Source organism: Kitasatospora sp. NPDC101155 (assembly GCF_044768305.1).
GTDB lineage: Bacteria > Actinomycetota > Actinomycetes > Streptomycetales > Streptomycetaceae > Kitasatospora.
Window position 1 is genome coordinate 63,717 of the sequence record NZ_JBIWPN010000010.1, and the last position, 23,459, is coordinate 87,175.

General features: G+C 74.2%; 16 protein-coding genes and 1 tRNA gene. 6 read left to right on the top strand and 11 right to left on the bottom strand.

Annotated features, from left to right (window positions below; genetic code table 11):
* Positions 1-25 precede the first annotated feature (25 nt).
* Together ACIRYZ_RS17245 and ACIRYZ_RS17250 are read right to left on the bottom strand one after the other, a co-directional pair.
* Entirely contained in the window at positions 26-1,144 is a 1,119-nt protein-coding gene (locus ACIRYZ_RS17245) for a tryptophan 7-halogenase (RefSeq protein ID WP_402944795.1), read from the bottom strand.
* Entirely contained in the window at positions 1,141-4,167 is a 3,027-nt protein-coding gene (locus ACIRYZ_RS17250; protein WP_402944798.1) for a LodA/GoxA family CTQ-dependent oxidase, read from the bottom strand. Before ACIRYZ_RS17250 ends, ACIRYZ_RS17245 begins: the two co-directional genes overlap by 4 nt.
* A gap of 304 nt (positions 4,168-4,471) precedes the next feature.
* Between ACIRYZ_RS17250 and ACIRYZ_RS17255 the strand changes: the two genes are divergently transcribed.
* Positions 4,472-4,555: transfer RNA gene (locus ACIRYZ_RS17255), tRNA-Leu, on the top strand.
* A 91-nt stretch (positions 4,556-4,646) separates the two neighbouring features.
* On the opposite strand, the gene ACIRYZ_RS17260 is transcribed toward ACIRYZ_RS17255, so the two are convergent.
* Together ACIRYZ_RS17260 and ACIRYZ_RS17265 are read right to left on the bottom strand one after the other, a co-directional pair.
* Positions 4,647-5,150, bottom strand: coding sequence for a GerMN domain-containing protein (locus tag ACIRYZ_RS17260; RefSeq protein WP_402944801.1), 504 nt, complete (start codon positions 5,148-5,150; stop codon positions 4,647-4,649).
* Positions 5,147-6,664: an ATP-binding protein gene (locus ACIRYZ_RS17265; protein ID WP_402944803.1), complete on the bottom strand. Its 1,518-nt coding sequence runs from the start codon at positions 6,662-6,664 to the stop codon at positions 5,147-5,149. Before ACIRYZ_RS17265 ends, ACIRYZ_RS17260 begins: the two co-directional genes overlap by 4 nt.
* A gap of 512 nt (positions 6,665-7,176) precedes the next feature.
* On the opposite strand from ACIRYZ_RS17265, the gene ACIRYZ_RS17270 reads away from it, so the two are divergent.
* The 5 genes from ACIRYZ_RS17270 to ACIRYZ_RS17290 all read left to right on the top strand — a co-directional run bounded on the left by ACIRYZ_RS17270 (position 7,177) and on the right by ACIRYZ_RS17290 (position 12,495).
* Positions 7,177-7,764 carry an NADPH-dependent FMN reductase gene (locus tag ACIRYZ_RS17270; RefSeq protein WP_402944805.1) on the top strand — a complete coding sequence of 196 codons (588 nt, stop codon included), beginning with the start codon at positions 7,177-7,179 and terminating at the stop codon, positions 7,762-7,764.
* An 89-nt stretch (positions 7,765-7,853) separates the two neighbouring features.
* Positions 7,854-8,435: a TetR/AcrR family transcriptional regulator gene (locus ACIRYZ_RS17275; protein WP_402944806.1), complete on the top strand. Its 582-nt coding sequence runs from the start codon at positions 7,854-7,856 to the stop codon at positions 8,433-8,435.
* A gap of 137 nt (positions 8,436-8,572) precedes the next feature.
* Positions 8,573-9,586, top strand: coding sequence for an RNA ligase family protein (locus ACIRYZ_RS17280; RefSeq protein ID WP_402944808.1), 1,014 nt, complete (start codon positions 8,573-8,575; stop codon positions 9,584-9,586).
* Between the two features lie 276 nt (positions 9,587-9,862).
* On the top strand, positions 9,863-10,774 hold the full coding sequence (locus ACIRYZ_RS17285; RefSeq protein WP_402944810.1) for a diiron oxygenase: 912 nt from the start codon (positions 9,863-9,865) through the stop codon (positions 10,772-10,774).
* Positions 10,775-10,839: 65 nt separating this feature from the next.
* A complete protein-coding gene (locus ACIRYZ_RS17290) occupies positions 10,840-12,495 on the top strand; it encodes an FAD-dependent oxidoreductase (RefSeq protein ID WP_402944812.1) in 1,656 nt (551 codons plus the stop codon).
* 237 nt (positions 12,496-12,732) lie between these two features.
* Here the strand turns inward: ACIRYZ_RS17290 and ACIRYZ_RS17295 are convergent, their stop codons facing one another.
* The 7 genes from ACIRYZ_RS17295 to ACIRYZ_RS17325 all read right to left on the bottom strand — a co-directional run bounded on the left by ACIRYZ_RS17295 (position 12,733) and on the right by ACIRYZ_RS17325 (position 23,345).
* On the bottom strand, positions 12,733-13,029 hold the full coding sequence (locus ACIRYZ_RS17295; RefSeq protein WP_402944814.1) for a hypothetical protein: 297 nt from the start codon (positions 13,027-13,029) through the stop codon (positions 12,733-12,735).
* 41 nt (positions 13,030-13,070) lie between these two features.
* A complete protein-coding gene (locus ACIRYZ_RS17300; protein WP_402944816.1) occupies positions 13,071-13,481 on the bottom strand; it encodes a PPOX class F420-dependent oxidoreductase in 411 nt (136 codons plus the stop codon).
* A gap of 34 nt (positions 13,482-13,515) precedes the next feature.
* Positions 13,516-18,249, bottom strand: a complete 4,734-nt coding sequence (locus ACIRYZ_RS17305) for a DNA repair ATPase (protein WP_402944818.1) — start codon at positions 18,247-18,249, stop codon at positions 13,516-13,518.
* Between the two features lie 37 nt (positions 18,250-18,286).
* Positions 18,287-20,308: a flotillin family protein gene (locus ACIRYZ_RS17310; protein WP_402944819.1), complete on the bottom strand. Its 2,022-nt coding sequence runs from the start codon at positions 20,306-20,308 to the stop codon at positions 18,287-18,289.
* A 76-nt stretch (positions 20,309-20,384) separates the two neighbouring features.
* On the bottom strand, positions 20,385-21,164 hold the full coding sequence (locus ACIRYZ_RS17315) for a hypothetical protein (RefSeq protein WP_402944821.1): 780 nt from the start codon (positions 21,162-21,164) through the stop codon (positions 20,385-20,387).
* A 204-nt stretch (positions 21,165-21,368) separates the two neighbouring features.
* Positions 21,369-22,484: a PucR family transcriptional regulator gene (locus ACIRYZ_RS17320; RefSeq protein WP_402944824.1), complete on the bottom strand. Its 1,116-nt coding sequence runs from the start codon at positions 22,482-22,484 to the stop codon at positions 21,369-21,371.
* 90 nt (positions 22,485-22,574) lie between these two features.
* Positions 22,575-23,345 (bottom strand): GntR family transcriptional regulator, encoded by a 771-nt coding sequence (locus tag ACIRYZ_RS17325; RefSeq protein WP_402944827.1) that lies wholly within the window; start codon positions 23,343-23,345, stop codon positions 22,575-22,577.
* Positions 23,346-23,459: the final 114 nt, after the last annotated feature.

The following is a 23,459-nucleotide window of genomic DNA, read 5'->3' on the forward strand; positions in this document are numbered from 1 at the left end:
GGGCGAACGTTCCGGCTCTTTCAGGCTATGCCCGGCCGGGGCTGCCCGCTGTCCGCCGGCGTTGCCAGAAAGCGCTCAGGGGCCAACGCCGCTCCTGGTCATATGTGTACGCATGGTTACTTCGGTAGGCCGTCGCGATCCCGTCCAGGAACGCCGTGTAGTCGGCGAGCGCGGCACTCGTCCGTCCCTCGTCGGCGAGACAGTCGGCCACGGCCCGTCCCGCCCGGGCGCCGGTGTGCAGCGCCATGAGGATGCCCTGCGAGGACAGCGGGTCGAAGGCGAGCGCCGCGTCCCCGGCCGCCACCCAGCCCGGACCGGCCGACGGCTCCAGCCGCAGACCGTGGGCCGGAGCCCAGCGCAGCACGGGAGTTGACCCCGGGCCGAGCCCGGCCACCCGGCGCCGCACGTACTCGGTGCGGCTGAGCGCCTCCCGGAAGCCCTGCGGAGTGCGCAGCGCCGGGTCGACCAGGTCGTTGTCGGTCAGGTAGGCGACCAGGCGCCCCGCTGGGACGAGGGTGGTGTACCACCAGCCGTCCGCCACCGCCTCCACCAGCGTCCTGGCCTCGGGATCGCCGTCCGGGAACACCGCGTACGCGGCGACCAGCCGGTCCTGCCGCCGCCGACTGCCGTGCCGCCGACCGATGACACAGCGTCGGCCGGTCGCATCCACCGTCCAGCGGGCGGGCAGTTCCGTCACCTCGCCCGTCGCCCGCTCGCGGACGATCAGGCGGCCGTCGAGCCGGTCCAGCACTACGGCCCGCCGCAGCTCGGCCCCCGCCGCGACGGCCGCGTCCCGCAGGAAGGCGTCGAACCGCACCCGGTCGAGGTGCCACCCGTGCCCGTACGGGTCGAACAGGTGGCTCCGGCCGTGCAACCGCGCCGACCCCCAGGCCGCGTACGTGCCCGTGGACACCGGATGCCCCGAGGCCAGGAAGCCGTCCAGCAAGCCGAGATCGGCGAGCAGTGGCCGGACGGCGGGCGGCAGGAACTCCCCGATCTTGAACCCGCCCTGGCCCTTGAACCCGTCCCGGCCCGGCCCGCCGTCGTTCAGCAGCTGGACGCGGTGGCCGGCCCGGGCCAGGACGAGCGCCGCCACGGCGCCCGCCGGGCCGCCTCCCGCAACTACGGCGTCAGGGTGGGTCACCGGCTCGGCCGGAGTCGCTTGACCTTGTCGATGAACCCGACCGATACCTCCTCGTCGGGCTCCTCCGCCGTGGTGACCGCCGACGCCAACGCTGCCGCGCCCAGCACCGGGTGGGCGCCGAGGTCCACGTGCACGGTGACCAGGTTGCGTTCGGCCGGCGGCGCGGGCTCGCGCGGGAAGCTCACCTCGGACTCCACCAGGAGCTCCGCCGGGAGCCGGGGGTCGTCGGTGGGGCCGGGGCGGCGCTCGACCACCCCGAGTTTGCCGAAGTCCCGCACCATCGCGTTGATGTTGGCCAGGTAGGGGGCGGGCAGCCAGCGCAGCCAGGCCCGTCGCTTCCGGAACGCGGCCAGGCGGTCGGCGAGCGGCCGGGAGGTGTCGAGCACGACCTCGTAGTCCTCCTCGGCCAGCACGTGGTTGGGCACCCGGGCGGGCCAGAAGGTGGGCAGGTACGGGTCGTACGGGCCGAGGCCGGAGCCGTACTCGTAGCCGGCCCGGCAGCTCGCGGTGTCGGTCTGCCAGGGCACGGCCATCCACCGGGTCAGATCGCCCGGGGCCTGGGCGTAGAGCGGGCCGTCGAAGGAGAGCGCGAGGTCCGGGGTGAGCGTCGGCCCGTAGGTGGGCGCGGGCTTGTCCGGGTCGCGGTGACGGATCCGGAAGGGGGTGGTGTACATCGTGGTGTGCCGCATCGGCCAGGTGAGTTCGCAGCCGGGGTGGAAGGCGTCGGCGAGGCAGAACGACAGGGCCGCCCGGTCGAGGGTCGCGGGCTGGTCGGCGAATCGGACGTCGTCCAGGGTGGCGGGCGGCGCGGCGTGCGGGTCGTAGTCGTTGACGAAGTCCCCGTCGGCCCACCGCTTGAGCAGCCGGTACTGGAGCGCGGAGAGCGTCACGTGCTGCCGGATTGACTGGGGCGGGATGTTCATCGCGTCGCCGTAGACGGCCGGCCAGGGCACGGGTGACATGCCGTCGCGGTCGTAGTTGCGGATGGCCAGCCAGACCTGGCGGCGCAGCTCCTGCTGGACCGGCGAGGGATCCGACAGGTCGCCGAGTCGGGTGAGCAGGTCCTCGCGGCCGTCGAAGCCGAACTGGGTGGCCAGGCCCTTGTTGACCCACTGCAGGCCGCACAGACCGCGCAGCACGGGCAGGACGTCCCCGGTGAAGGACACCTGCTGCGGCTCGGGCAGCCGGCCCTCGGTGACGAAGGCGTCCCGGACCAGGTCGTACATGGTGCGCACCGAGGTGAGTTCGGGTGCGTAGTTGGGCGGGGCCGTCACCACCCAGGCCGGCTCGACCGGGATCGGGCGGCCGTCGATGCGCACCTCGGCGGTGACCGGGCCGTCGGAGACGTCGTCGTGCCAGCCGTCGTTGTTGGCGAAGGTGTCGGCGGGGGCGCCGGTCGCCGAGGCCGAGACGCCCCGGCCGCCGAGGAAGATCAGCCGGCCGCTGTCGTCGGTGCGCAGCTCGCCGAGGTAGACCGGCTTGCCCATGAAGGTGCCGGTGTCGAAGCGGTACTCGGGCTGGGCGGAGCGGTTGCGGCCGCGCACCCAGCGGGGGCCGGGGTCGATGACCAGGAGGTTCTTGCGCTGGTCGGCCGGGATCTTGGGGTTGCGCAGGTTGCTCGGGTCGGCCTGGCCCGCGTCCGGGATGTCCAGGGCGATCTGGAACTGGTACCAGGCGGCCTTGGAGTTGACGACGTGCACCTTCCAGCGCAGGTCGGCGTTGTCGGCGGTCAGTTCGGCGACCGGCTCGCCGGCGGCGTTGTAGCCGTACACCCGGAACCGGGCGGCCTGGCGCTTCAGGGCGCCGGTGACGTCCTTGTAGCTGCCGACGGGCAGCGGGGGCGGGTCGTCGACCTCGGGGGCGAGGACGAAGTCGTCCATGGTGCTGTCGCCGACCCGGGCCACGCCGATGGCCGGGTGCACGGCGGCCCGGACGATCCGGGTGTCGCGGGCGGGCGGCGGGGTGAGCTGCGGGCGGGCGGGGCCGGGCTCGGCCGTCGGCACGCCGTTCACGTCCCGGCGCTGCTCGGCCGAGGCCAGGTAGACCGTCTTGCGCACGTCGGAGATGCTGCCGATGGGCCGGTGCTCGGCGAGGCCGTGCCAGGGGTTGAGGGAGAGGTTCTCGCCGTACGCGGCCTGGCCGCGGGCGGTGACGTCCTGCTGCTGGAGGGTCAGCCGGGCCACCTTCACCGGGGCGCTCTCGGACTCGCTCCAGCGCACCGTCGCCATGTCCAGCGGCATCTTCTCGTCGTCGGTGCGGAACTGGAGCAGCAGGTCGAAGGCGGCCGGGCCGGCCCCGAGCCGGTGGACCAGGTCGGCGCCGAGGTAGGTCGGATCCTCGTCGGGCGGCGTCGCGTTCGGGTCGGCGGGCTCGCAACCGGCGGACACCAGCTTGTACTTGACGAAGCGGTCCGGCCCGAAGGCGTAGGGGAGCACCCCCCAGTACGTGGCGGTCAGCACGCTGGCCTCGAACTTGGCCATCGCGTCGAGGATCTCGGCGGTGACCGGGTGGGCCGCCAGGTACTTGTCGTAACTGCCGTCGACGACACCGGCCTTGGTGAACTCGCACATGTCCTGGGCGGTGTCCACGAAGAACACGTCGTGGTTCTGCAGCAGCAGGTCCTGGGTGCCGGCCTCGGTGTAGCCCTCCAGCAGCTTGGGACCGGGCACGCCGAACAGCTTGAGGCCCACGCCGAGGGTGGTCTTCAGGTCGGGCTGGCCGGGCACGGTGTCACTGGAGAACCGCACCCAGGCCTCCAGGCCGCCGGGCCGGGTGCGGGCCGCCTCCAGGAACCCGACCCGCAGCTCGGCCGGCAGGTCCTCGGCGACGGTGAGCGTGCCGCGGGCGACGCCGTGCGGCTTGAGGAACACCGGCCGCCTGACCGGGTCCTGGCCGCGGGCCATCCGGACGCCCTGGGTCAGGTCCACGAACATCTGCTTCAGTGCGCCGGCCGGGTCCTCGGCGCAGCCCGGCAAGGGCGGCGGCCCCGCGGCGTCGTCGAAGGGCTCGGGGGTCCCGATCATGCTGTGCTCCCGTCGGTACGGTGATGGGGCCGGGGCGGCGGACCGGTGCGGTCGACGCGCTGTTCGGCCTCCGGGCCCTGGTCCAGCGTGCGCAGACCGTTCGACGGGCGGCGCGGCGAACTACGCCCGAAACGACCAGGCACCCGGCCCGGCGCGCGGCCTCTCACTCCAATCGGCCAGCAGCGCTCGCCGGGGGCCGGTCGCGGGTGGCAGCGTCGTCGGTGAACCGGCGTCGCCTGCCGGTCGTCTAGGGGTGGTCAGAGGCACCCCTCCAGATGGTCTATGCTTAACCCATCACCCAGATGCGCGGGTGGCGGAATAGGCAGACGCGCTGGATTCAGGTTCCAGTGCCCGAAAGGGCGTGGGGGTTCAACTCCCCCCTCGCGCACAGAGAGCGGCCGGTTGACTTTCGAGTCGACCGGCCGCTTCTTTTGTCCTCGCCGCCTTTTTGGTCTCGCCGTCTCTCGGCGGCTCGGCGCTCAGCCGGCCCGGTGCAGGTCGCACTCCTGCTGGATGGCGGAGGGGGCGTCACTGCTGACGATCGCGATCTTCGGTACCGGGCCCATGGTCGGGGCGTCCTCGGCGGTGCAGACGAGCTGCTGGATCGCGGGGGCGGACAGCGAGGAGGCGGACCAGGACAGGCGCAGGGTGACCGTGCCGGGGGTGTCGGTGGCCTCGATGCGGCCGTTCGCCGGGAGGGTGCTGTACAGGCCGGAGCGCTTCTCCGCCTGGTTGGGCCCGGCGACCAGGGTGTTCAGGGTCTGCTGGAGGTCCTCGCGCTGGGTGGAGGGGCGGATGACCAGGCTGATGCCGTGCTGGTCCAGGAAGTACAGCCGGACGCCCGGCTTGATGCCGGTGGCCGGCTGCCCGCTGCGCACCGGGCCGGTGGTGGAGATCGAGCAGCCGCAGGCCAGCAGCAGGGCTGCGGCGACTCCGAGCAGACGCGGACGCGGACGCAGAGGCAGAGGCTTTTGGACGGTCACCGGTCCTCCTCGGTGTCGAGGCCGCGGGGCAGGACGAGGGTGAACACCGCACCGCTGTCGGGCGAGTTGGCGGCCTCGATGAGGCCGCCGTGCAGCCGGGCGTTCTCCTGGGCGATGGCCAGGCCCAGGCCGCTGCCCTCGGAGCGGGCCCGGGACTTGTCGGCCTTGTAGAAGCGGTCGAAGAGGTGCGGGAGTTCGGCGGGCGGGATGCCCGGCCCGCTGTCCGTGACGGTGAGCACCAGCTCGTCGTCCGGGCCGCGCAGGACGACCCGGACGGGCGGGCGGCCGTGCCGCAGGGCGTTGCCGACCAGGTTGGCGACGATGACGTCGAAGCGGCGCGGGTCGAGCCGGACGGGCAGGGCGGCGGGCAGGTCCAGTTCGACCTGGTCGTTCCAGCCGCGCAGGTCGAGGGTCTCGCGGACGGCGATGGCGGCGTCGATGGACTCGGCGCGCAGCGGTGCCGCCCCGGCGTCCAGGCGGGAGATCTCGATCAGGTCGTTGACCAGGCGGGTGAGGCGCGTGGTCTCGTTGCTGATCATGCGCAGGGCGGTGGCGGTGTCGGCGGGGAGGTGTTCGGCGTCCTCGTCGAGGATGTCGGTGACGGCGAGCATCGCGGCCAGCGGGGTGCGCAGCTCGTGCGAGACGTCGGCGGCGAACCGGCGGCCCTGGGACTCGATGGCGCGCAGCTCCTCGATGGTGCCCTGGAGGGTGCGGGCGGTGTGGTTGAAGGTCTTGGAGAGCTGGGCGAGTTCGTCGTGGCCGGTGACGGTCAGCCGGGTGTCCAGCTTGCCCTGGGCCAGGGCGTGGGCGGCGTCGCCCAGGGCCCGGACCGGGCGCAGCACCTGGCGGGCGGCCAGCAGGGCCAGTCCGGCGGCCAGCACGGCGACGAGCACCCCGGCTCCGGCGGCGCCGGCGAGCAGCGCGTTGGCGGCGCTCTGTTCGCGGTCGAGCGGCAGCACGGCGTAGACGGTCAGCCCGGAGGGGGCGCCGGCCGGACCGGAGGGGCCGGCGGTGCCGTAGGTGACGGGGACGCCGACGGCGAGCCAGGGGTGGTCGTCAGGGGCGGTGAAGCGCTGGAACGCGGCGTGGCCGCGGCCGACGGTGGCCTCCAGGGTGGGCGGGACGGCCACCGGCTGGGTCCACTGGGAGTGCTCGGTACCGTAGGAGGCCAGCACCCGCCAGTCCCGGAAGCCGCCGGTGCCGGACAACTGGCCCGCCAGGCGGTCCAGTTCGCTCTGGTTGGGCGGGAAGGGCAGGGCCGGCGCCAGGATGTCGATGCGGCGGCGCAGCTCGTCGAGGGCGGTGTCCTTGGTCAGGTCGAGCGTGGAGGTGGTCGCGGCCCGGTAGGTGAGCACGGCGGTGGCCAGCGCGGCCAGGGCGGCGACGGTGACGAAGGCGACCACCAGCCGCGGGCGCAGCCCGGCGACGGCACGGCGAAGCCGGACCAGGCGGTGCGGGTGCGGGTCCGGGTGTGGCTTGGGGCGCTCGGGCGGGGGAGCGGGGTCGATCGTCACAGCGGTCCGCAACGGTAGCCGAAACCGCGTTCGGAGTCGTCATCGATCAGCTGTGCCCGTGCCATGGGAGCAGTATCGGGCCTTGACCTGAGAAAACGCGCCCGGGGGCGGGCTACGGGGGACGGGCTGCGGGAGCCGGGGTCGTGGAGTTGCGGTGCGGCGGGCGGGGCCGGGCCGGGTCGGGTGGCTGGATTCGGCCATCGGGGAGAGGTTTCGGCCCATCGAGTTGATCTCAAGTCGGCTTGAGGTTCTATCTTCGCTGTACCGCCCCAGCGAGGGGGATTCGCCGCCAATTCCGTTGCTGTAAAGGGGTATTGCCATGAAGGCTGCCGCGTTCCGTACGTTCGGCGGTCCCGGATCGTCCTGATCGCCGGCTGAGTCGCCCCTGTCGGACACCCCGGGGCGCTGCCCGACGTCGCGCTCCGGTCGGCCGACTCCCTCGTCCCACCCCTCGCTCCCACCTCTCTCACTCCCATCCGTCCATTTCCATCCGTCACGCATCAGGAGTCCCCATGGCTGGCAACCCGCTCAAGATCGGCGTCATCATCGGCAGCGTCCGCACCGGCCGCTTCGCCGACAAGGTCGCCCAGTGGTTCCTCTCCGAGATCGGCGGGCGCGACGACATGGAGGTCCATGTCATCGACCTGTCCGAGCCCGCCCTGGTCGAGGAGCTGAAGCTCACCCTGGAAGCCGGCGAGCCGAAGCCGGACGCCCTCACCCTGGCCCAGCGGATCGAGGGCCTCGACGGCTTCGTCGTCATCACCCCCGAGTACAACCACGGCTACCCGGCCTCCCTGAAGCTCGCCATCGACTACGTCTACCGCGAGTGGCGGGCCAAGCCGGTCGGCTTCGTCTCCTACGGCGGCATGGCCGGCGGCCAGCGGGCCGTCGAGCAGCTGCGCCAGGTCTTCGCCGAGCTGCACGCCGTCACCCTGCGGGACACCGTCAGCTTCCACATGGCCTGGGAGAAGTTCGACGAGCAGGGCCGCCCCGAGGACGCCGACGGCGTCGGCAAGGCCGCCACCGTGCTGCTCGACCAGCTCGCCTGGTGGGGCCTGACCCTGCGCGAGGGGCGCGCCGCCCGTCCCTACGACGGCTGAGACGCTGATCGGGCCCCATCCGGGTGGACCGGGGCCCTTTCGGCGGCCGGGATCCGATACGCTCGCATCGGATCAAAGGGGGTCCCCGAATGCCGAAACAGGTCGACCACGAGGAACGCCGCCGCCGGATCGCCGAGGCGGTGTGCGCGCTGATCGACGCCCAGGGACTGGAGGGCGTCACCCTGCGGGACGTCGCCACCCGGGCCGAGGTCTCGATGGGCGCCGTCCAGCGCTGCTTCCGCACCAAGGACGAGATGCTCCGCTTCGCCCTCGCCCACATCGGCGAGCAGGTCACCGGGCGGGCCCACGCCCGGCTGCGCTCCGCCCCGGCCCAGTCGGCGGCCAGCGCGGTGGGGCACGTGGTCGGCGAGGTCGCGCTGCTGCGGGAGGAACACCGCGCCGAGGCGCGGATCTGGCTCGCCTTCCTCGCCGCCGCCGCCGTCAACCCCGACCTGGCGGCGAGTCTGCGCACCAGCTACACCGACCTGGAGGGCCTGCTGACCCGACTGGTCGCCGAGGCCTCCGGCAGTCCGGACGCGCAGGACGAGGCCCGTACCCTCCTGGCCCTCGCCGACGGGCTCACCGAGCACGTGCTGATCGGCCACCGCACGGCGGAGGAGGCGGAGCGGCTCCTGCACGCGCACCTGGCCCGGCTGTGGGCGCACGGCTGAGGCCGGTGGGCGGCGAAGGCTCTTACGGCTGCCGGGTGGTGAAGGCCTTTACGGCCGCGCGACGGTGAGGGCCCGTACGGCCGCCCGGCGGTGAATCCCCGTTGCCAGTGGGCGGGTTCCCCGGCGAGGATCTGTTCGTGTCCGAGACGTCGTTCGAACGGCCCGAGCTGCGGCCCTACCCGAAGATCCCCGCGCGGGGCCGCTCCGGCGCGCCCGGCGGCCGGGAGTGGATCGCGGCGGAGAAGGTGCACGGCGCGCACTTCGCCGTGGTGTGCGAGGGCGGCTCGGTGCGGGCGGCCAAACGGCGTGACCTGCTGGGCGACGAGGAGCTCGACGCCTTCTTCGGCGTGAGTCGGATCTGGCCGCGGCTCTCGGTGGCCGCCGGGCGCTTCGCGGCGGCGATCCGCGCGACCCGGGGGGTTGCCGCGACCGTCACCCTCTACGGCGAACTCGCCGGCGGCCGCTACCCGCACCCCGACGTACCCGCCGTCGCCGGCGTCGAGCCCGTCCAGACCGGCGTCTGGTACGCGCCCGGCCTGCGCTGGCTGCCCTTCGACGCCACGGTGGAGACCGTCGAGGGCCTGCGGTGGCTCTCCGACCGCGAGCTGCGTGCCGTTTCCGCCGGCGCCGGCCTCACCTGCGTCCCCCTGCTCGGCCACGGCCCGCTGAACACCCTTCAGGAGCTGCCGGTCACCTTCCCCAGCCGCGTCCCGGCGCTGCTCGGCCTGCCCGAGCTCGCCGACAACCTCGCCGAGGGCTACGTCCTCAAGCCCGCCGGCGAGTGGCCCGAAGCGGGCCCCGCCCGCCCGGTGCTCAAGGTCAAGCAGAAGGCCTTCGCCGAGGACGACCGCTACGACGGCGCCCGCCCCTACCTCCCCCCGCCCGAGGGCGCCGCCGGCGTCCCCGGCTGGCTCCTGGTCCAGGCCTCGGCCCTGCTCACCCCCACCCGCGCGGCCGCCGCCGTCAGCAAACTCGGCCCGCACACGCCCGCCGACGCGGTGGCGGCCGAAATCGCCGCCGACATCGCGGACGAACTCTCCGAAGCCCTGGGGGGCTTGGAGGCGTCCGTCCGCACGGCGCTGCGCCGCGCCCTGGAGCCCGGGGCGGGCGCCCTCGCCGCCTTCGACGCCGAGGACCGGCGCGGCTCCTGACCGGCTCGCCGCAGTCGGTGCCTCACCTGACCGCGGGGGAGCGGCGGGCGCAGGCGAGGGAGCGAAGGGGCGAGGCCCGGACGGGATCCGCCCCTTCGTCGCGTCCGGGCTCCAGACGGCATGGACGGCGCGGACGGTACAGACGGGGCGTGCGCCGCACTGCCGCACGCCGTATCGCCGTCGCGCAGGGGGTTCTCGGCGGCGGGCTCTTATTGTACTGTCCGTCTAATAAGCGGGTGAGCGGGAACCCGCAGCGGCAGGCACCTGGAGGCAGCCATGGCTCTCACCTGGCACACGGAGCGCGGCCACACCGCGGCCGACGACGACGTCTCGAAGCGGCTGCTGGAGTCGGCCGCCACCCTCTCCTTCGACCCCTCGACCGAGATCGACTGGGACGCGCCCCTCCCGGAGGAGCACTACGGCCTCAACCCCGAGTGGAGCACGCTCTACGGCACCAGGCTGTGGGACGAGATGACCGAGCGGCAGCGGGTCACACTCACCCGGCACGAGGTCTGCTCGATCATGAACACCGGCATCTGGTTCGAGATGATCCTCCAGCAGATGGTGCTGCGCGACCAGTACCTCAAGAACCCCGCCAGCGCCGAGTTCCAGTTCGCGCTCACCGAGATCGCCGACGAGTGCCGCCACTCGATCATGTTCGCCCGCGCCTGCGAGAAGATGGGCGTCCCCGCCTACCGGCCGAACAAGGTGATCGCCCAGGCCGGACGCGCGTTCAAGGCGCTCGCCAAGGGCGAACTCGCCTACGGCGGCATCCTGGTGGCCGAAGAGGTGCTGGACGTCATGCAGCGCGACTGGATGCGCGGCGAGAACGTCCTGGAGATCGTCCGCGGCAGCTCCCGGATCCACGTGGTCGAGGAGTCGCGGCACATGAAGTTCGCCCGGCAGGAGATCCGCGAGCGGATGCGCCACGCGAGCCCGGCCCGCCGCCGCGCCTCGGCCACCGGCATCGCCGTCGGCGCGTACGTCATCGTCACCAGCATGGTCCACCCGGGCGTGTACAAGGCCGCCGGGCTGGACGTCGCGCGGGCGCTCGACGAGGTGAAGGGCAACGAGCACCGCAAGGCGATGATGCGCAACAGCTCCCGGCACCTGATGGCCTTCCTCGCCGAGGCGGGGCTGCTCACCAGCCGCTCGGCGGCCGTCTACCGCCGCGTGCACATGCTCTGACGGCCAGTCGGCCACACCTCACCAGGCACCGGCACATCAGACACAGCGAGGACCCCACTCCGGCCATGGCCTACGCGATCACCCAGACCTGCTGCAACGACGCCTCGTGCGTGTCCGTCTGCCCGGTCAACTGCATCCACCCGACCCCGGACGAGCCGGAGTTCGGCACCACCGACATGCTCTACATCGACCCGCGGGCGTGCATCGACTGCGGCGCCTGCGCGGACGCCTGCCCGGTCGACGCGGTGTTCCCGGTCGACCGGCTGCGCGGGCCGGACACCGTGTTCGGCGACCTCAACCGGGACTGGTTCCGCGACCACCCCAACGACCACGCCTGGGGTGCGCCCAGCTTCCCGCGCAGCCTGCCCGGCGAGGTCGGCACGCTGCGGATCGCCGTGGTCGGCACCGGGCCCTCCGCCGGGTACACCGCGCAGGAACTGCTGCGCTGCACCAGTGCCGAGCTCACCATGATCGACCGGCTGCCGGTAACCGGCGGCCTGCTGCGACACGGAGTCGCCCCCGACCACCAGTCCACCAAGCGGATCGCGGAGAGCTTCGCGAGCGTCTTCCACGACCCGAGGCTGCGGATGCACCTCAACCTGGAGGTCGGCGCCGACGTCACCCACGAGGAACTGGCCGCGCACCACCACGCGGTGGTGTACGCGGTCGGCGCGGCCTCCGACCGCCGGCTCGGCATCCCCGGCGAGGACCTGCCGGGCAGCCTGCCCGCGACCGCCTTCGTCGGCTGGTACAACGCCGACCCGACGGTGCCGGGCGACGCGGTGGAACTGTCCGCCGAGCGCGTGGTCGTGGTCGGCAACGGCAACGTCGCGGTGGACATCGCCCGGATCCTGCTCACCGACCCCGACCGGCTCGCCGTCACCGACATCGCCGACCACGCGCTGGCCGCGCTGCGCCGCAGCCGGGTGCGGGAGGTCGTGCTGCTGGCCCGGCGCGGGCCCGAACAGGCGGCCTGGACGAGGACGGAGTTCCTGGCGCTGCGCCGGCTGCCGGGCGTCGAGCTGGTGGTCGAGGACCACCCGGAGGTGCGGGCGGCGATCGAGGCGGCGGCGCCGGACTCGCGCGCCGGGCAGCTCGTCGGCCTGCCGCTGGTGCCGTACGACGGGGGCGCGGAGCCGGGGCCGGGGCGGCGGATCGTGCTGCGGTTCCTGTCCGCGCCGGTCGGGCTGGGCGGGGACGGGCGGGTCGAGTCCGTGACCGTCGAGCGGACGAGGATGACGGCGGCGGGGCAGGCCGAGGCCACCGGGGAGCGCGACACCCTGCGGGCCGCTCTGGTGGTGCGCTCCATCGGACACCGGGGCGTGCCGGTGCCGGGGCTGCCCTTCGACGAACGGACCGGGACGGTCGCCCAGCGCGGCGGGCGGGTCGTCGACCCGGCCACCGGGCGGGCGCTGCCCGGGGCGTACGTGGTGGGCTGGGCCAAGCGCGGGCCGTCCGGCGGGATCGGCGCCAACCGGGCCTGCGCGCGGGAGACGGTGGACGCGCTGCTGGACGACGCGGTGGCCCGGGCGCTGCCCGCACCACCGGCCGGGCGCCAGGAGTTCGAACGGCTGGTGCGGCGGCGCCGGCCGGACGCGGTCGGGCTGCGGGAGCTGCGCGCGGTGGAGCGGGCGGAGCGCGAGCGGGGCGAGGCGCAGGGGCGGCCGCGGGTGAAGCTGGCCACGGTGGCGGAGCTGCTGGCGGCGGGGCGGCGGCGGTAGGCCGGCCGGGGTGGCGGCGTCGGGCCGGTGGTGGGGGCGCGCGCCGGTGATTCGGGGCGCCCGCGCGGGGTGCGCGCGGGCCGTCCGACTGATGTGACCGTGACCTGGTGCGCGTGGGGCGCGTTGGGTTGATGTGAGTAGTTTTGGGGTGGCGTCGGCTGCATGGCGTTGGCCGACCGAGGAAACGATCCTGCATGGGGCAGGGCACCCTCCGGAACCCGACCCGGAGGAGCCCATCTATGCCGAGCTGGCCCGGTTGTGGCGGTCGGAGGGGCGGACGGTGCCCGGGCTGCCGGACCCGGTCTGGGAGTCGCTGGCCGAGTCGCTGGCCGCCTCGATGGCCTCGATGACCTCGGCTGCGCCGGCTGCCTCGGAGACGTCGACGACCTGGGAGCCCTCGACGACCTGGGAGCCGGCAACGACCTGGGAGCCCTCGACGGCCTGGGAGCCCTCGGGATAGGACTGCCGCGCCCGGCGCCGGAACGGCGGGGCGGAGCGTGACCCGCACTTCGCGCCGGGGTGAAGCCGGCTCAATGACCAGGGGTTCAGTCCCCCGGAGCCGGTGGGCGGGGGAGTCACCCGACGTCGCGGGCCGTGGTCCCTCGCGCTGCCAGGTTCCAGGTGATGACCCGGCGGGGGTGCACCCGGATGACGTCCTTGCTGAACGCGTCCGGGTGCACCGGCGGCACGTCGACGGTCAGGAGTTCCGCGCGGCCCCTGATCTCGATGCCGCGGCCCCAGCCGGCGGCCACCGGGTCGTCGGCGGGGGCCAGGTCGTCCACCAGCACGGAGACGTCGGGGCGGGCCTGGGCGTTGAGGTACTTGCGGCTGCGGGCGTTGTCCGGGCCGCCGATGTCGACGGTGCCGTCGGCGTTGAGCCGGAAGCCCACCGGGCGGACGTGGGGTCCGCCCTCGGGGCCGATGGTGGCCAGGCGGGCCAGCGGCTGGGCGACGAGGTACTCGCGCTCTCGTTCGGTGAAGGTCATGTGGCCGACCGTAGGACCTGAAGTGCGGTTGAGGTCAAGGCCGTTCGATTCGGTCCGTGGCCCGCCAGGCGCGCTTCAGCTCCGCCCAGCGCTCGGCCTGTTCCGGCGTCAGGGTGCCCCGCAGCTCGGCCAGCTTCAGCAACTGCGCCTCGGCGTCGGCGCCCAGCGGCTGGGCCTCGGCGCGGTAGTGGTCGGTGAGCAGGGCGTCGAGCTCGGGGCGGGTGAGCGCCGGGTCGAGGCGCTGGGCGAGCTTGGCCATGTTGCGGTAGGAGCCCTGGAGCAGGAAGGGCGGCTCGGTGCGGGCGCGGTCGTCCTGGGCGGCGGAGGCCAGGTAGGCGCGGTTGACGGCCAGAACGGTGGTGCGCAGGTGGAGCAGCCCGGCCAGGACGGCGGTCATCCGTTCGACCTCGGCGGCCGGCCAGGCGCCCGCGAGCTGCCCGCCCGGGGTGCCCGAGGCCCGCGCGAGCAGGGTGTCCAGGTCCTCCCGCTCGGCATGGGCGAGCGGGGCCAGGTGCGGGCTGGCGGGCAGGGCGTTCTCGACGAAGCTGAGCGCGAAGACGTCCTCGCGCCCGGCGACGGCGTCGCCGAGGTTCCACACGTCGGCGCGGTTGGCGAGCATGTCGGGCAGCCGGAAGAGCCGGCCGGACTCGGTGTACGGGTTGGCGGCCATCACCACGGCGAAGCGCTTGCCGCGCAGGTCCCACTCGCGGGCCTCGCCGTCCCAGACGCCGTCGAGTCGGCGCTGGGCGTCGCACAGCGGGATGAAGCGCTGCAGGAACTCGGGCGAGGTGTGCTGGACGTCGTCCAGGTAGAGCAGCACGTTGTCGCCCGCGTGCAGGGCGAAGTTGAGCTTCTCCAGCTCGCGCCGGGCGGTGGCGTCCGGGGCCTCGGCCGGGTCCAGCGAGGTGACGCGGTGCCCGAGCGCCGGGCCGCTGACCGGGACCAGCAGCAGGCCGAGTCGCTCGGCGAGGTACTCGACCAGGGTGGTCTTGCCGTAGCCGGGCGGCGAGACCAGCAGCAGCAGGCCACTGCGGTCCACCGGCCCGCCGGAGTCCGCGGTGCCGAGCTGCTTGGCGAGGTTGTCGCCGACCAGCGGCAGGTACACCTGGTCGATCAGCCGGTTGCGGACGAAGCCGTTGAGCGGCGCGGGCCGGTACTGGTCGAGCCGCAGCCGGGCGTGCTCGGCGGCCAGCAGTTCGCCGCGCAGTCGCTGGTACGCGCGGTAGCCGGGGATCTCGACGTCCTCGAACTCGCGGACACGGGCGAGCAGTTCGTCCAGACGCAGGTCCAGCCGCCCGCCGGAGACGCGCGGGTGGTCGCCGAGCAGCCCGGTCAGCCGGGTGGCGACGGCGCCCTCGGCGGGGCGGCGCGGCAACGAGGGGCAGAGCAGCACGGCGGCGGCCTCGGCGAGGTCGCCCGGGTCGGCGTCGGCGGCGGCCGACTCCAGCCAGGCGGAGGCCAGTTGGCGCCGTGCGGGGAGCAGCGACGGCTCCTCCGGCAGTGCGGCCAGCGCCTCCGTCAACCCGGCGGACTCGGGCGCGGCGCGGAACTTCTCCAGCAGCGCCGCCGCCCCGGCCGAGTACACGAAGGTCGGTGTGGCGGCGGCGAGTTCGGCCACCAGGTAGTCTCCGGCGCCGAGCGCGCCCGGCGTGAACCCCGCGACGGCGGCCGACAGTTCGGCGGCCAGCGCGTCCAGGGCCGGCACCGGCCCGTAGGCCTGCCGGGCGAGGTCGAGCGAACGGGCCCGGGTGTGCCAGACCAGCCGCTGCCGCTCGTCCGTGCCGTGCGCCCAGTACAGCTGGGCCGCCGCCCGGGCGTCCGCCGGGTGTCGCAACAGACCGGCCTCGGCGCCGAGTTCGAGCAGGGCGCGGAGCACCAGTGCCGCGTCGTGGTCGTGGACCCCGCGCTGGTAGCCCTCGTCCGGGCGCTGCTCGGCGGCCCGTCGGACGTGCTCCAGCAGGTCCGCGTCGGACGTGAGGGTGCCCGACAGCGTCCCCGGTCGGGCGGCCAGCAGCAGGCTGGCGGCCAGGTACTCGGCGCGGTAGAGCGTCGGGGTCTCCGAGGGCAGTGGGCGGGCCCAGTAGCGCTCGGTGGCGGCGAAGGCCGGGTCGGTGACGGGGGAGCGGTAGTCGGTGCCGGTGAGGCTGAAGGCGGGGCGGCCGCGCCAGGGCAGCAGGGTGAGTTCGGGTCGCTGGGTGGTGACCGCGAACAGGTGGCGGCCCAGCCGCAGGGTGCCGGGGCCGTCCCCGGCGAGTTCGGCCCGGTCGCGCAGCGCCCGGTGGGCGCGGCCGCGGGCGGCGCGCAGCCGTCCGGTCAGCTCCTCGGCGCGGACCCGGTCGCCGAGTCCGGTCAACTGCCGGGCGAGGTCGCGTAGTTTGACGGCGCTGGGGTCGGCGGCCAGGGCGGCGTCGATCTCGGAGGTGGTGCCGAGGGCGGCCAGCCGCCGGTGCAGGGTGTCGAGGATGCGGTCGGCGGAGGCGGACAGCCGGTCGGCGCGGCGGGCCCGCTCCTCCAGCAGGTGCTGGCGGCGGGCGGTGAGGGCGTCGTGGAGCTCGGTGCGCCGGTCGGCGAGCTGTTCGCCGAGCGCCGGGTCGGCGTCGGCGAAGCGGGTCTCCAACTGCTCGATCCGCAGCAGGAGTCGGCCGAGCTGGTCGTCGCAGGCCTCGGGGGTGTCGGCGGCGGCGAGCGCGGTGGTGGCGGCCTGGGCGAGCAGTGCGGTCTCGGCGGCGAACTCGGCGGCGGCCTCGCGGGTGCGCAGCTCCCGGCGGCAGACGGTGAGCGTGCTGCGGGCTCGGTTGAGCAGCCCGAGCACGTCGGCGAGCCGGTCCAGGATCGCGGTGCGGGTGGTGGCGTCGGCCAGGTCGAGGGTGCCGATCAGCTCCGAGACGGTCTGCAGGGCCTCGCCCTGGGTGCCCAGCTCGACACCGAGGGGCTCTGCCTCGGCGGCGGTGGCGATGGCGGCGCAGCGCTCGGCCAGCCCGACGGCCCGCCGCCGGTGCGGTTCGAAGGCGGCGGGCTCGGCGAGCTGGCCGACGGCCCGTTCGGCGGCCTCGGCGAGTCCCTGGGCGAGGTGTTCGGCGAGCGCGTCGATCCGTTCCCGGTCCGAGCGCGGCAGCTCGCGCAGCGCCTCGACCCGGCCCTGGGCGCGGCGCAGCCCGGCCAGCCGGTCGACCCACTCGGCGGCGTCGGCGAGGGTCTCACCGCGCGCGGTGCGCAACAGGCCCTCGACGTGCTCGGCGGCCTCCTCGGTCCGCCCGGCGGCGTGCGCGGTGAGCTGGGCGATCGCCTCGTACTCGGCGACCACCTGCCGGGCGGTGTCGCGGATCTCGGCGAGCGGCGCGGCGAGGTCGCCCAGGCCGCTCTGGCCGAGCCAGTGGTGCCGGTCGGCGGTGCGGGTGCAGGCGGCCAGCACGGCCTGGTGGCCGGCCGGGGTGTCGGCCCCGGCGGCGGCCAGCCGGGCCAGGGCCAGGCAGTCGGCCAGGCCGCGGACCAGGTCGGCGTTGCCGATCCGGGCCAACGGGCCGGTGCCGGGCGGCTGGTCGGCGGCGTGGCGCTCGCTGGTGAACGGGCTCTGCCAGAGCTGGACGGGGTGCAGCCGGGTGGGTCCGTCCTCGGCCGGGCGCAGAGCGATGAGGGTGCCGTCGGCGAGCAGTGCGTAGCCCTGGCAGGCGAGCGGGGCGGCGGCCTCCTGGCGGACGCTGTTGTACGGCTGCAGCAGCGCGCGCCCGTCGGCGGCGGAGCGGAACTCGTACAGCACGTCCTCGCCGTTGGGCGACAGGACGGTGCGCTCGTACGCGAGGCCGTCCACCGGCTGGTCGAAGGTGCGCACGGTGCCGTCGACGAGGTGGCAGCCGCCGGGGAAGGCCACGCCCTGGTCGGCGGGCAGCCGCAGGCAGGCCCGGCCGAGCGCGTCGATCCGGGTGACCTTCCCGGTGGGCAGGTGCACCACCAGGTGCCGGACGGTCTCCTCCTGGTACGGGCGCACCCGCACCAGCAGCAGGGTGCCGAGCCGGGTGTGGGCGATCTGGGCGTCGGCGAGGGTCTGCAGGGCCTCGGCCAGCGGCTCGTGGTGCAGCTCCCGGCCGTCGGGGGTGAGCAGGCTCAACCGGCCGCCGTCCACGCCGAGGTGGAGCCGGCCGGCGAGGTCGGCGCGCGGCGGGGTGCCGGGGGCGGCGGGCAGCTGGTCGTCGCGGGTCAGCGCCGTCCACTCCAGCTGCTGGCCGTCGGCGGGGGTGTGGTCGCGCTCGCCGCGCCCGTCCCGGTAGGCGGCCCGCTCGTCATCGAGCAGCCAGCGCAGGACGCGGACGTCGGCGGCGGCCGGGCCGGTGCGGAAGACGGCGAGCAGCTTGCCGCCGACCGGGCGCAGCCGCTCCAGCCGGGCGTCGCGGAAGTAGCGGCGCAGCTCGGCGAGGTCCTGGCGCAGCCGCGGGTCGTCCAGCAGGGTGCCGTCGGCGGGGGCGGGGGAGAGGTCCGGCTGGTGGAGGCTGAGGAGGTCCGCGAAGTCCTCGGCGCCGTCCGCCACGTCGACCGACCGGGTGCCGAGCAGCAGCAGCCCGCCGGCGGCGGTGAGGTCCTGGGGCAGGCAGGCCCGGGCGGTGGTCAGCCGCCCGGTGCCGGTGAGCCGCAGCTCCCCGCCGCCGAACTCGGCGACCCGGCGGGCGTTCAACGCCTGTGCGCGGTCGGCGAGTTCGGCGGCGGACCGGGCGAGCCGGTCGCGCAGGACCTCGTAGGTGCCGGCGTCGAGCCGGGTGTCGTCGAGGGCGTCCACGGTCAGTTCCTCAGGGGATCGGTCGCTCAGCGGGTCGTCAATTGGAGCCGTTGACGGAAGCGCCGGCCAGCGCCCCGATCGGTGTCTCCGCGATGCCCAGCTTCTTCGCCGAGTCGAGCAGGCGGCGCAGCTGTCCGGCCTGCTCGCCGCCGGTGCCGATCAGCTGCAGCAGCAGCGCGGAGACCGTCAGGTTCTGCACGTCCGCCGTGGACACCGAGGAGAGCACCCGGGTGAGGTCCTCGGTGAAGCTGGCCCGCCCGTCCAGCCAGGGCCCGGCCAGGGCCTGGGCGGTCTCCGAGTGGCCGACGAAGGCGTCCACGCTCTTGCCGGCCGTCACCGACTGCACCAGCTTGTCGAAGAAGACCGAGTCCCCGCCGACGATGTCGATCTTCGCCTTCTCCAGCCCGGCGGCGACCAGCGCGGCCTGCGCCTCGGCGATCTGCCGCTGCGTGTCCAGCCCGGCCAGTCGGACGTCCTTCTCGGCGGCCAGCCGCAGCCGGTACTCCTCGTGCTCGCGCGAGGCATCGTCCAGCTTGGCCATCGCCGCGGCCTTCTCGGTCAGGCCCTCGGCCTCGGCCTTCAGCTTGGCGCCGACCTCCAGCGCGGCCGCCTTCGCCTTCTCGGCCTGCACGGCGGCCTCGGCGCGGCCGACCTTCTCCACCGCCGCGGCCTCCTGCTCGCGCACCTGCACCCGGGCCAGCCCCTCGGCGGCGGCCTCCGCCCGGATGCCCTCGGCCAGCTTGACCTTGGCGGCCGCGTCCAGCTCGGCGGCCTGCTGCCGGGCCTCGGCCAGCACCAGCGCCTCGCGGGCCTTGTGCGAGGCGGCCTGCTCGGCGGCCTCGGCGGCCTTGATGTCCTTGACGAGCTTCTCCTGCGCCTCGGCCTCGGCCTGGATGACCACCGCCTTGCGCACCCGCTCGGCCTCCTCGGTGGCGCGCAGCGTCTTGACGGCCTCCTCCTGCTCGGCGACGGTGCGCTCGACCGCGACCCGCTCGCGGACCACGTCGGCGACCTCCCGCCGGCGGGACTCGACCTCCTTCTCCTTGGCCATCACGGCCAGTTCGGTCTCCCGCTCGCGGCCGACCACCTCCAGCAGGCGGTCCTTCTCGATCCGCTCGTTCTCCACCGCGATCACCCGCTCGCGGTTCTTCTGCGCCACCGCGACCTCGCGGGCCTGGTTCTCCCGCTGCACCCCGAGCAACTCCTCGGTGCGCAGGAAGGCGGTCTGGGCGTTGAGCCGCTCCTCCTCCTGCACCCGGGCGATCACCGCGTCCTCCTTGGCCCGCAGGGTCTCGATCTCGCGGCGCTGGCGGATCTCGGCGTCGGCCTGGCGGCGTTCGAGCTCCAGGACGGTCTCCCGGGCGTCCACGTTCTGCCGGGTGATCTCCTTCTCCTCGGTGCGCTGGTACTCGTTGGTGCGCACGTGCTCGATCGCGGTCAGCTCGGTGATCTTGCGGATGCCCTGGGCGTCCAGGATGTTGTCGCCGTCCAGCTGGCTCATCGGGGTCTGTTCCAGGTGGTCGATGGCCGCGTCCTCAAGGGTGTAGCCGTTGAGGTCGGTGCCGATGATCGCGATGATCTGGTCCCGGAACTCGTGCCGGTGGGTGTACAGGTCGGTGAAGTCCAGCTGCTTGCCGACGGTCTTGAGCGCCTCGGCGAACTTGGCCGCGAAGAAGTCCTGGATCGCCTGCGGGTCGCTGGCCCGGGCGGTGCCGATCGACTGCGCCACCTTGATGACGTCCTCGACGGTCTTGTTCACCCGGACGAAGAAGGAGATCCGGATGTCCGCCCGGATGTTGTCCCGGCAGATCAGCCCGTCCCGGCCGGCCCGATGGATCTCCACCGTCTTCGCGGTGATGTCCATCAACTCGGCCTTGTGCAGGATCGGCAGGACGATCGTGCCGGTGAAGGTGACGTCCACCTTCTTCGTCCGGGAGACGATCAGTGCCTTGCCCTGCTCGACCTTCTGGAACAGACGGCCCACGAACAGCAGCAGGGCGAGCAGGATGAGCAGCAGGACGGCGACGAGTACGCCGAAACCCACGGCGATGGTGTCCATCACGGTGTCCTTTGACGAGACGGTGGTGCGAAGTAGGTGAAGGAGAAGGTGAGATGACGATGCGTCGGGGGAGTGGTCAGATGCCCGGCGGCGACGGGTCGAAGGGCGCCACCAGGAAGTGCTCGCCGTCCGCGTCGTAGTCGAAGATCAGGGCGGTGCGGCCGGCCGTCAGACCCGGCTCGGCGTCGAGCACGCGGACCTGGACGGTCGCGGTGGAGCCGTCCTCGGCGGTGACCTCGGCCTGCCCGAAGTCGGGGGTCACCCGGCCGGTGCGGATCACGCAGACCCGGCCGACGAAGTCCCCCCGGGTGATCGGCCGGTCCTCGGGGAACAGCCGCCGCAGCGGCCGGACGAGCACCCGGGTGCCCGCCCAGGAGGCGACCAGCGCGACGGCGAACACGCCGCTGCGCGCCGGTGCCCCCGAGGTGAGGACGGTGCCGGCCAGGCTGACGAACCAGGCGAGCGCGACCAGCAGCGACACCGCCACCGTCGCGGGCACCCCGCCCAGCCCCAGCGCGTCCAGCACGCCCGCGTGGTGGACGGCGCCCCTCTCCCCGTGGGCGCCGTCACCACCGTGGGCGCCGTGCGCGCCGTGGGCGATCCCCCCGCCGGGCGCCCCGTGGGCCACGCTCCCCCCGACACCGTGCCCCCCGACACCGTGCCCGACGTGACCCACCTGGCCCACATGCCCGGCGTGCCCGGCACCCAGGTGGTGTCCGGCGCCGTGCCCCCCGTGCAGAGCGCCGGGCACCAGGCCGCCGAACAGCATCAGCAGCCAGTACCCGACGACCACCACGAGCGCGAAGCTGAACAGCGCCGTCGGAAAGGCCAGCGCGGCCGCGAAGAATCCCCCCATCCCGGCCACGCTCCCCCGTCTTTCCCCCGGCGTCGCGCTTCGGCGCCGGGGAGATCATGGCAGCGGGAGCGGCGTCCGCACATTGCCAGGATCCGGCAATCTTTACGGCCTTTTGACACCCTGGTACGCGCGCTCCCGGTGACATTGCGACAACCGGGCAACAGGACGGCCCCGACCAGGTCATCCGGGGTTTGCGGCCGGGTCCTAGAGCGGCTGCTCCGGCCAGTTCAGCAGTCGCGCGCCCATCGCCGCCGTCTCCAGGGTGAAGCGTTGCAACGCGTCGGAGGGGTCGTAGCCCGTGAGCGCCTTGATCCGCTCCAGCCGGTAGCTCAGCGTGCGCACGCTCAGCCCCAGCCGGCGCGCCGCCTCCGCGTTCACGTACGCCGCCTCCGCCTGCACCGCGATGGTGTCCAGCAGCGGACGGGCGCCGCCGCGCGCCTCGGTCAGCGGGCCGAGCACGCTGTGCACCAGGTCGGCCATCGCCGCCCGGTCGCGCATCAGCACCGGGAAGACCAGCAGCTCCTCGGCCTTCAGCTGCTGGGCCGGCAGGCCGAGGCGCTGCGCGTAGTCCAGCGCGTCCAGGGCCTCCTCGTAGCTGCGCAGCACCCCGCTGGCGCCCGAGTGCCGGCGGCCGGTCGCCACCCGCAGCACCGGGCGGTAGCCGGGGCCCGGGCGCAGCGTCAGGTCACCGAAGGCCTCCAGCACGGCGCGCTCGGAGTCCGGGGCGATGCACACCAGCCGGCCGTCCTTGCTGGCCAGCAGCACGTCCCGCTCGCCGAACCGCCCGGCGAGCTCCCGCTCCACCCGGTGCACCAGCGGATGGACGTCCGCGAACGGCTCGTCGCCGACCGCGACCGCCACCGTGTACGCGCCCGCCAGCCGTAGCCCGAACCGCTCCGCGCGCTCCGCCAGCAGGCCCAGGTCGCTGCGGCCGAACAGCAGGTCGTCGATGAACTCCCGCCTGGCCGCCTCCTCGTGACGGACCGCCAGGCGCTGTGCCCGCTCGTGCCCCTCGCCGAGCGCGGCCAGTGCGGCATCGGTGAAGGCCAGCACGGCGTCGCCCATCCGGCGCAGCTCGCCGACGCTGCTCGCTGCGGTCGTGCCGGGCAGCGTCTGCCAGGCCCGCCGGGCGGTCGCCAGGCACTGGGCGACCACCTCGCGCAGCCCGTGACCGGCCTCGGCGCACTGCTCACCGAGCCGGCGCAGGCCCTCCAGCTCCTCCCGGCGCAGTAGGCGCCCGGTGCGGGAGACGTCGGTGAGCAGGGCGAGGTAGGCCTCGGCCAGTTCGGTGGGTATGTCGCACTCGTTCGCCTCGGTCACGCTGTCCTGCCACCCCCCCGTGCGGCCTGAATTTCGGCGGTGAACTTTAGCAGCATCCTTACGGGCGGGGGTCTGGCGCCGTCGACGCCGCTAACGCTCACGGAAGTGCAGCACGAAGCGCGCGCTGCTGCCGTCGATCCGGCGCCGGACGTAGAGCGACGGCGTGCCGTCCGGGGTGCAGCTGACGCCTTCCCGGACCAGCAGCGGGGTGCCCGCCGGGACGCCCAGCAGCTCGGCGTCCGCCAGGTCCGCGCCGATCGCGCCGAAGGCTCGCCAGTCGTACTCCAGCTCCACCCCAACCGCCCGGGCCAGGTCCAGCACCAGGTTCCCGGCGTGACCGGGCCGGACCAGCTCGGCGGGCAGCGGCCCGAACGGCACCCAGTAGCTGCAGGCCGCCCGGGCCCGCCCGCCGAGGCGGATCACCGAGTCCACCCGGGACAGCTCGTCCGGCGCTCGGCCGAGCTGGCGGGCCGCCTCCTCGTCCTCCGCCGAGCCGGTCACCGGCGGGGCGGCGACCACGAACTCGCCGTCCCCCTGACCCCCCTCGGGCAGGGCCTCGTGCACGCTGCCCAGGTCGAAGCGCTGGCTGCGCGGGTCCACCGCGATCGAGACCCGGACGGCGGGCGGGCGGACGAAGGTGCCCACGCCCCGGCGGATCTCCACCACGGCCGCCCGCTCCAGCTCCGCGACCGCCTGCCGCACGGTCAACCGGTTCACGCCGAACTCGGCGCTCAGCTCCGGCTCGCTGGGCAGCCGCGCGCCCGCCGGGTAGCCGCCGGCGTCGATCCGCTCCTGGAGCCGGCGGGCCAGGCGGCGGTACAGCGGGGTGTTCGAAGGAGTGCTCGGGGGATTCGTCGCCACGGTCCCGATCCTACGAAGCCGAGGGCGGTGCCCCGGGTCGCCGTGGCCGGCCGACAGCGGTGGGATGGAGAGGTGCCCCGCACCCGGAAGGGATTGGACATCTAGACGTCTAGA

Excerpts from the sequence above, each read along its gene's own strand:
- ACIRYZ_RS17310 (WP_402944819.1), bottom strand. The coding sequence starts at position 20,308 with ATGGACACCATCGCCGTGGGTTTCGGCGTACTCGTCGCCGTCCTGCTG.
- ACIRYZ_RS17285 (WP_402944810.1), top strand. The coding sequence starts at position 9,863 with ATGGCTCTCACCTGGCACACGGAGCGCGGCCACACCGCGGCCGACGAC.
- ACIRYZ_RS17290 (WP_402944812.1), top strand. The coding sequence starts at position 10,840 with ATGGCCTACGCGATCACCCAGACCTGCTGCAACGACGCCTCGTGCGTG.
- ACIRYZ_RS17315 (WP_402944821.1), bottom strand. The coding sequence starts at position 21,164 with ATGGGGGGATTCTTCGCGGCCGCGCTGGCCTTTCCGACGGCGCTGTTC.
- ACIRYZ_RS17250 (WP_402944798.1), bottom strand. The coding sequence starts at position 4,167 with ATGATCGGGACCCCCGAGCCCTTCGACGACGCCGCGGGGCCGCCGCCC.
- ACIRYZ_RS17300 (WP_402944816.1), bottom strand. The coding sequence starts at position 13,481 with ATGACCTTCACCGAACGAGAGCGCGAGTACCTCGTCGCCCAGCCGCTG.
- ACIRYZ_RS17270 (WP_402944805.1), top strand. The coding sequence starts at position 7,177 with ATGGCTGGCAACCCGCTCAAGATCGGCGTCATCATCGGCAGCGTCCGC.
- ACIRYZ_RS17275 (WP_402944806.1), top strand. The coding sequence starts at position 7,854 with ATGCCGAAACAGGTCGACCACGAGGAACGCCGCCGCCGGATCGCCGAG.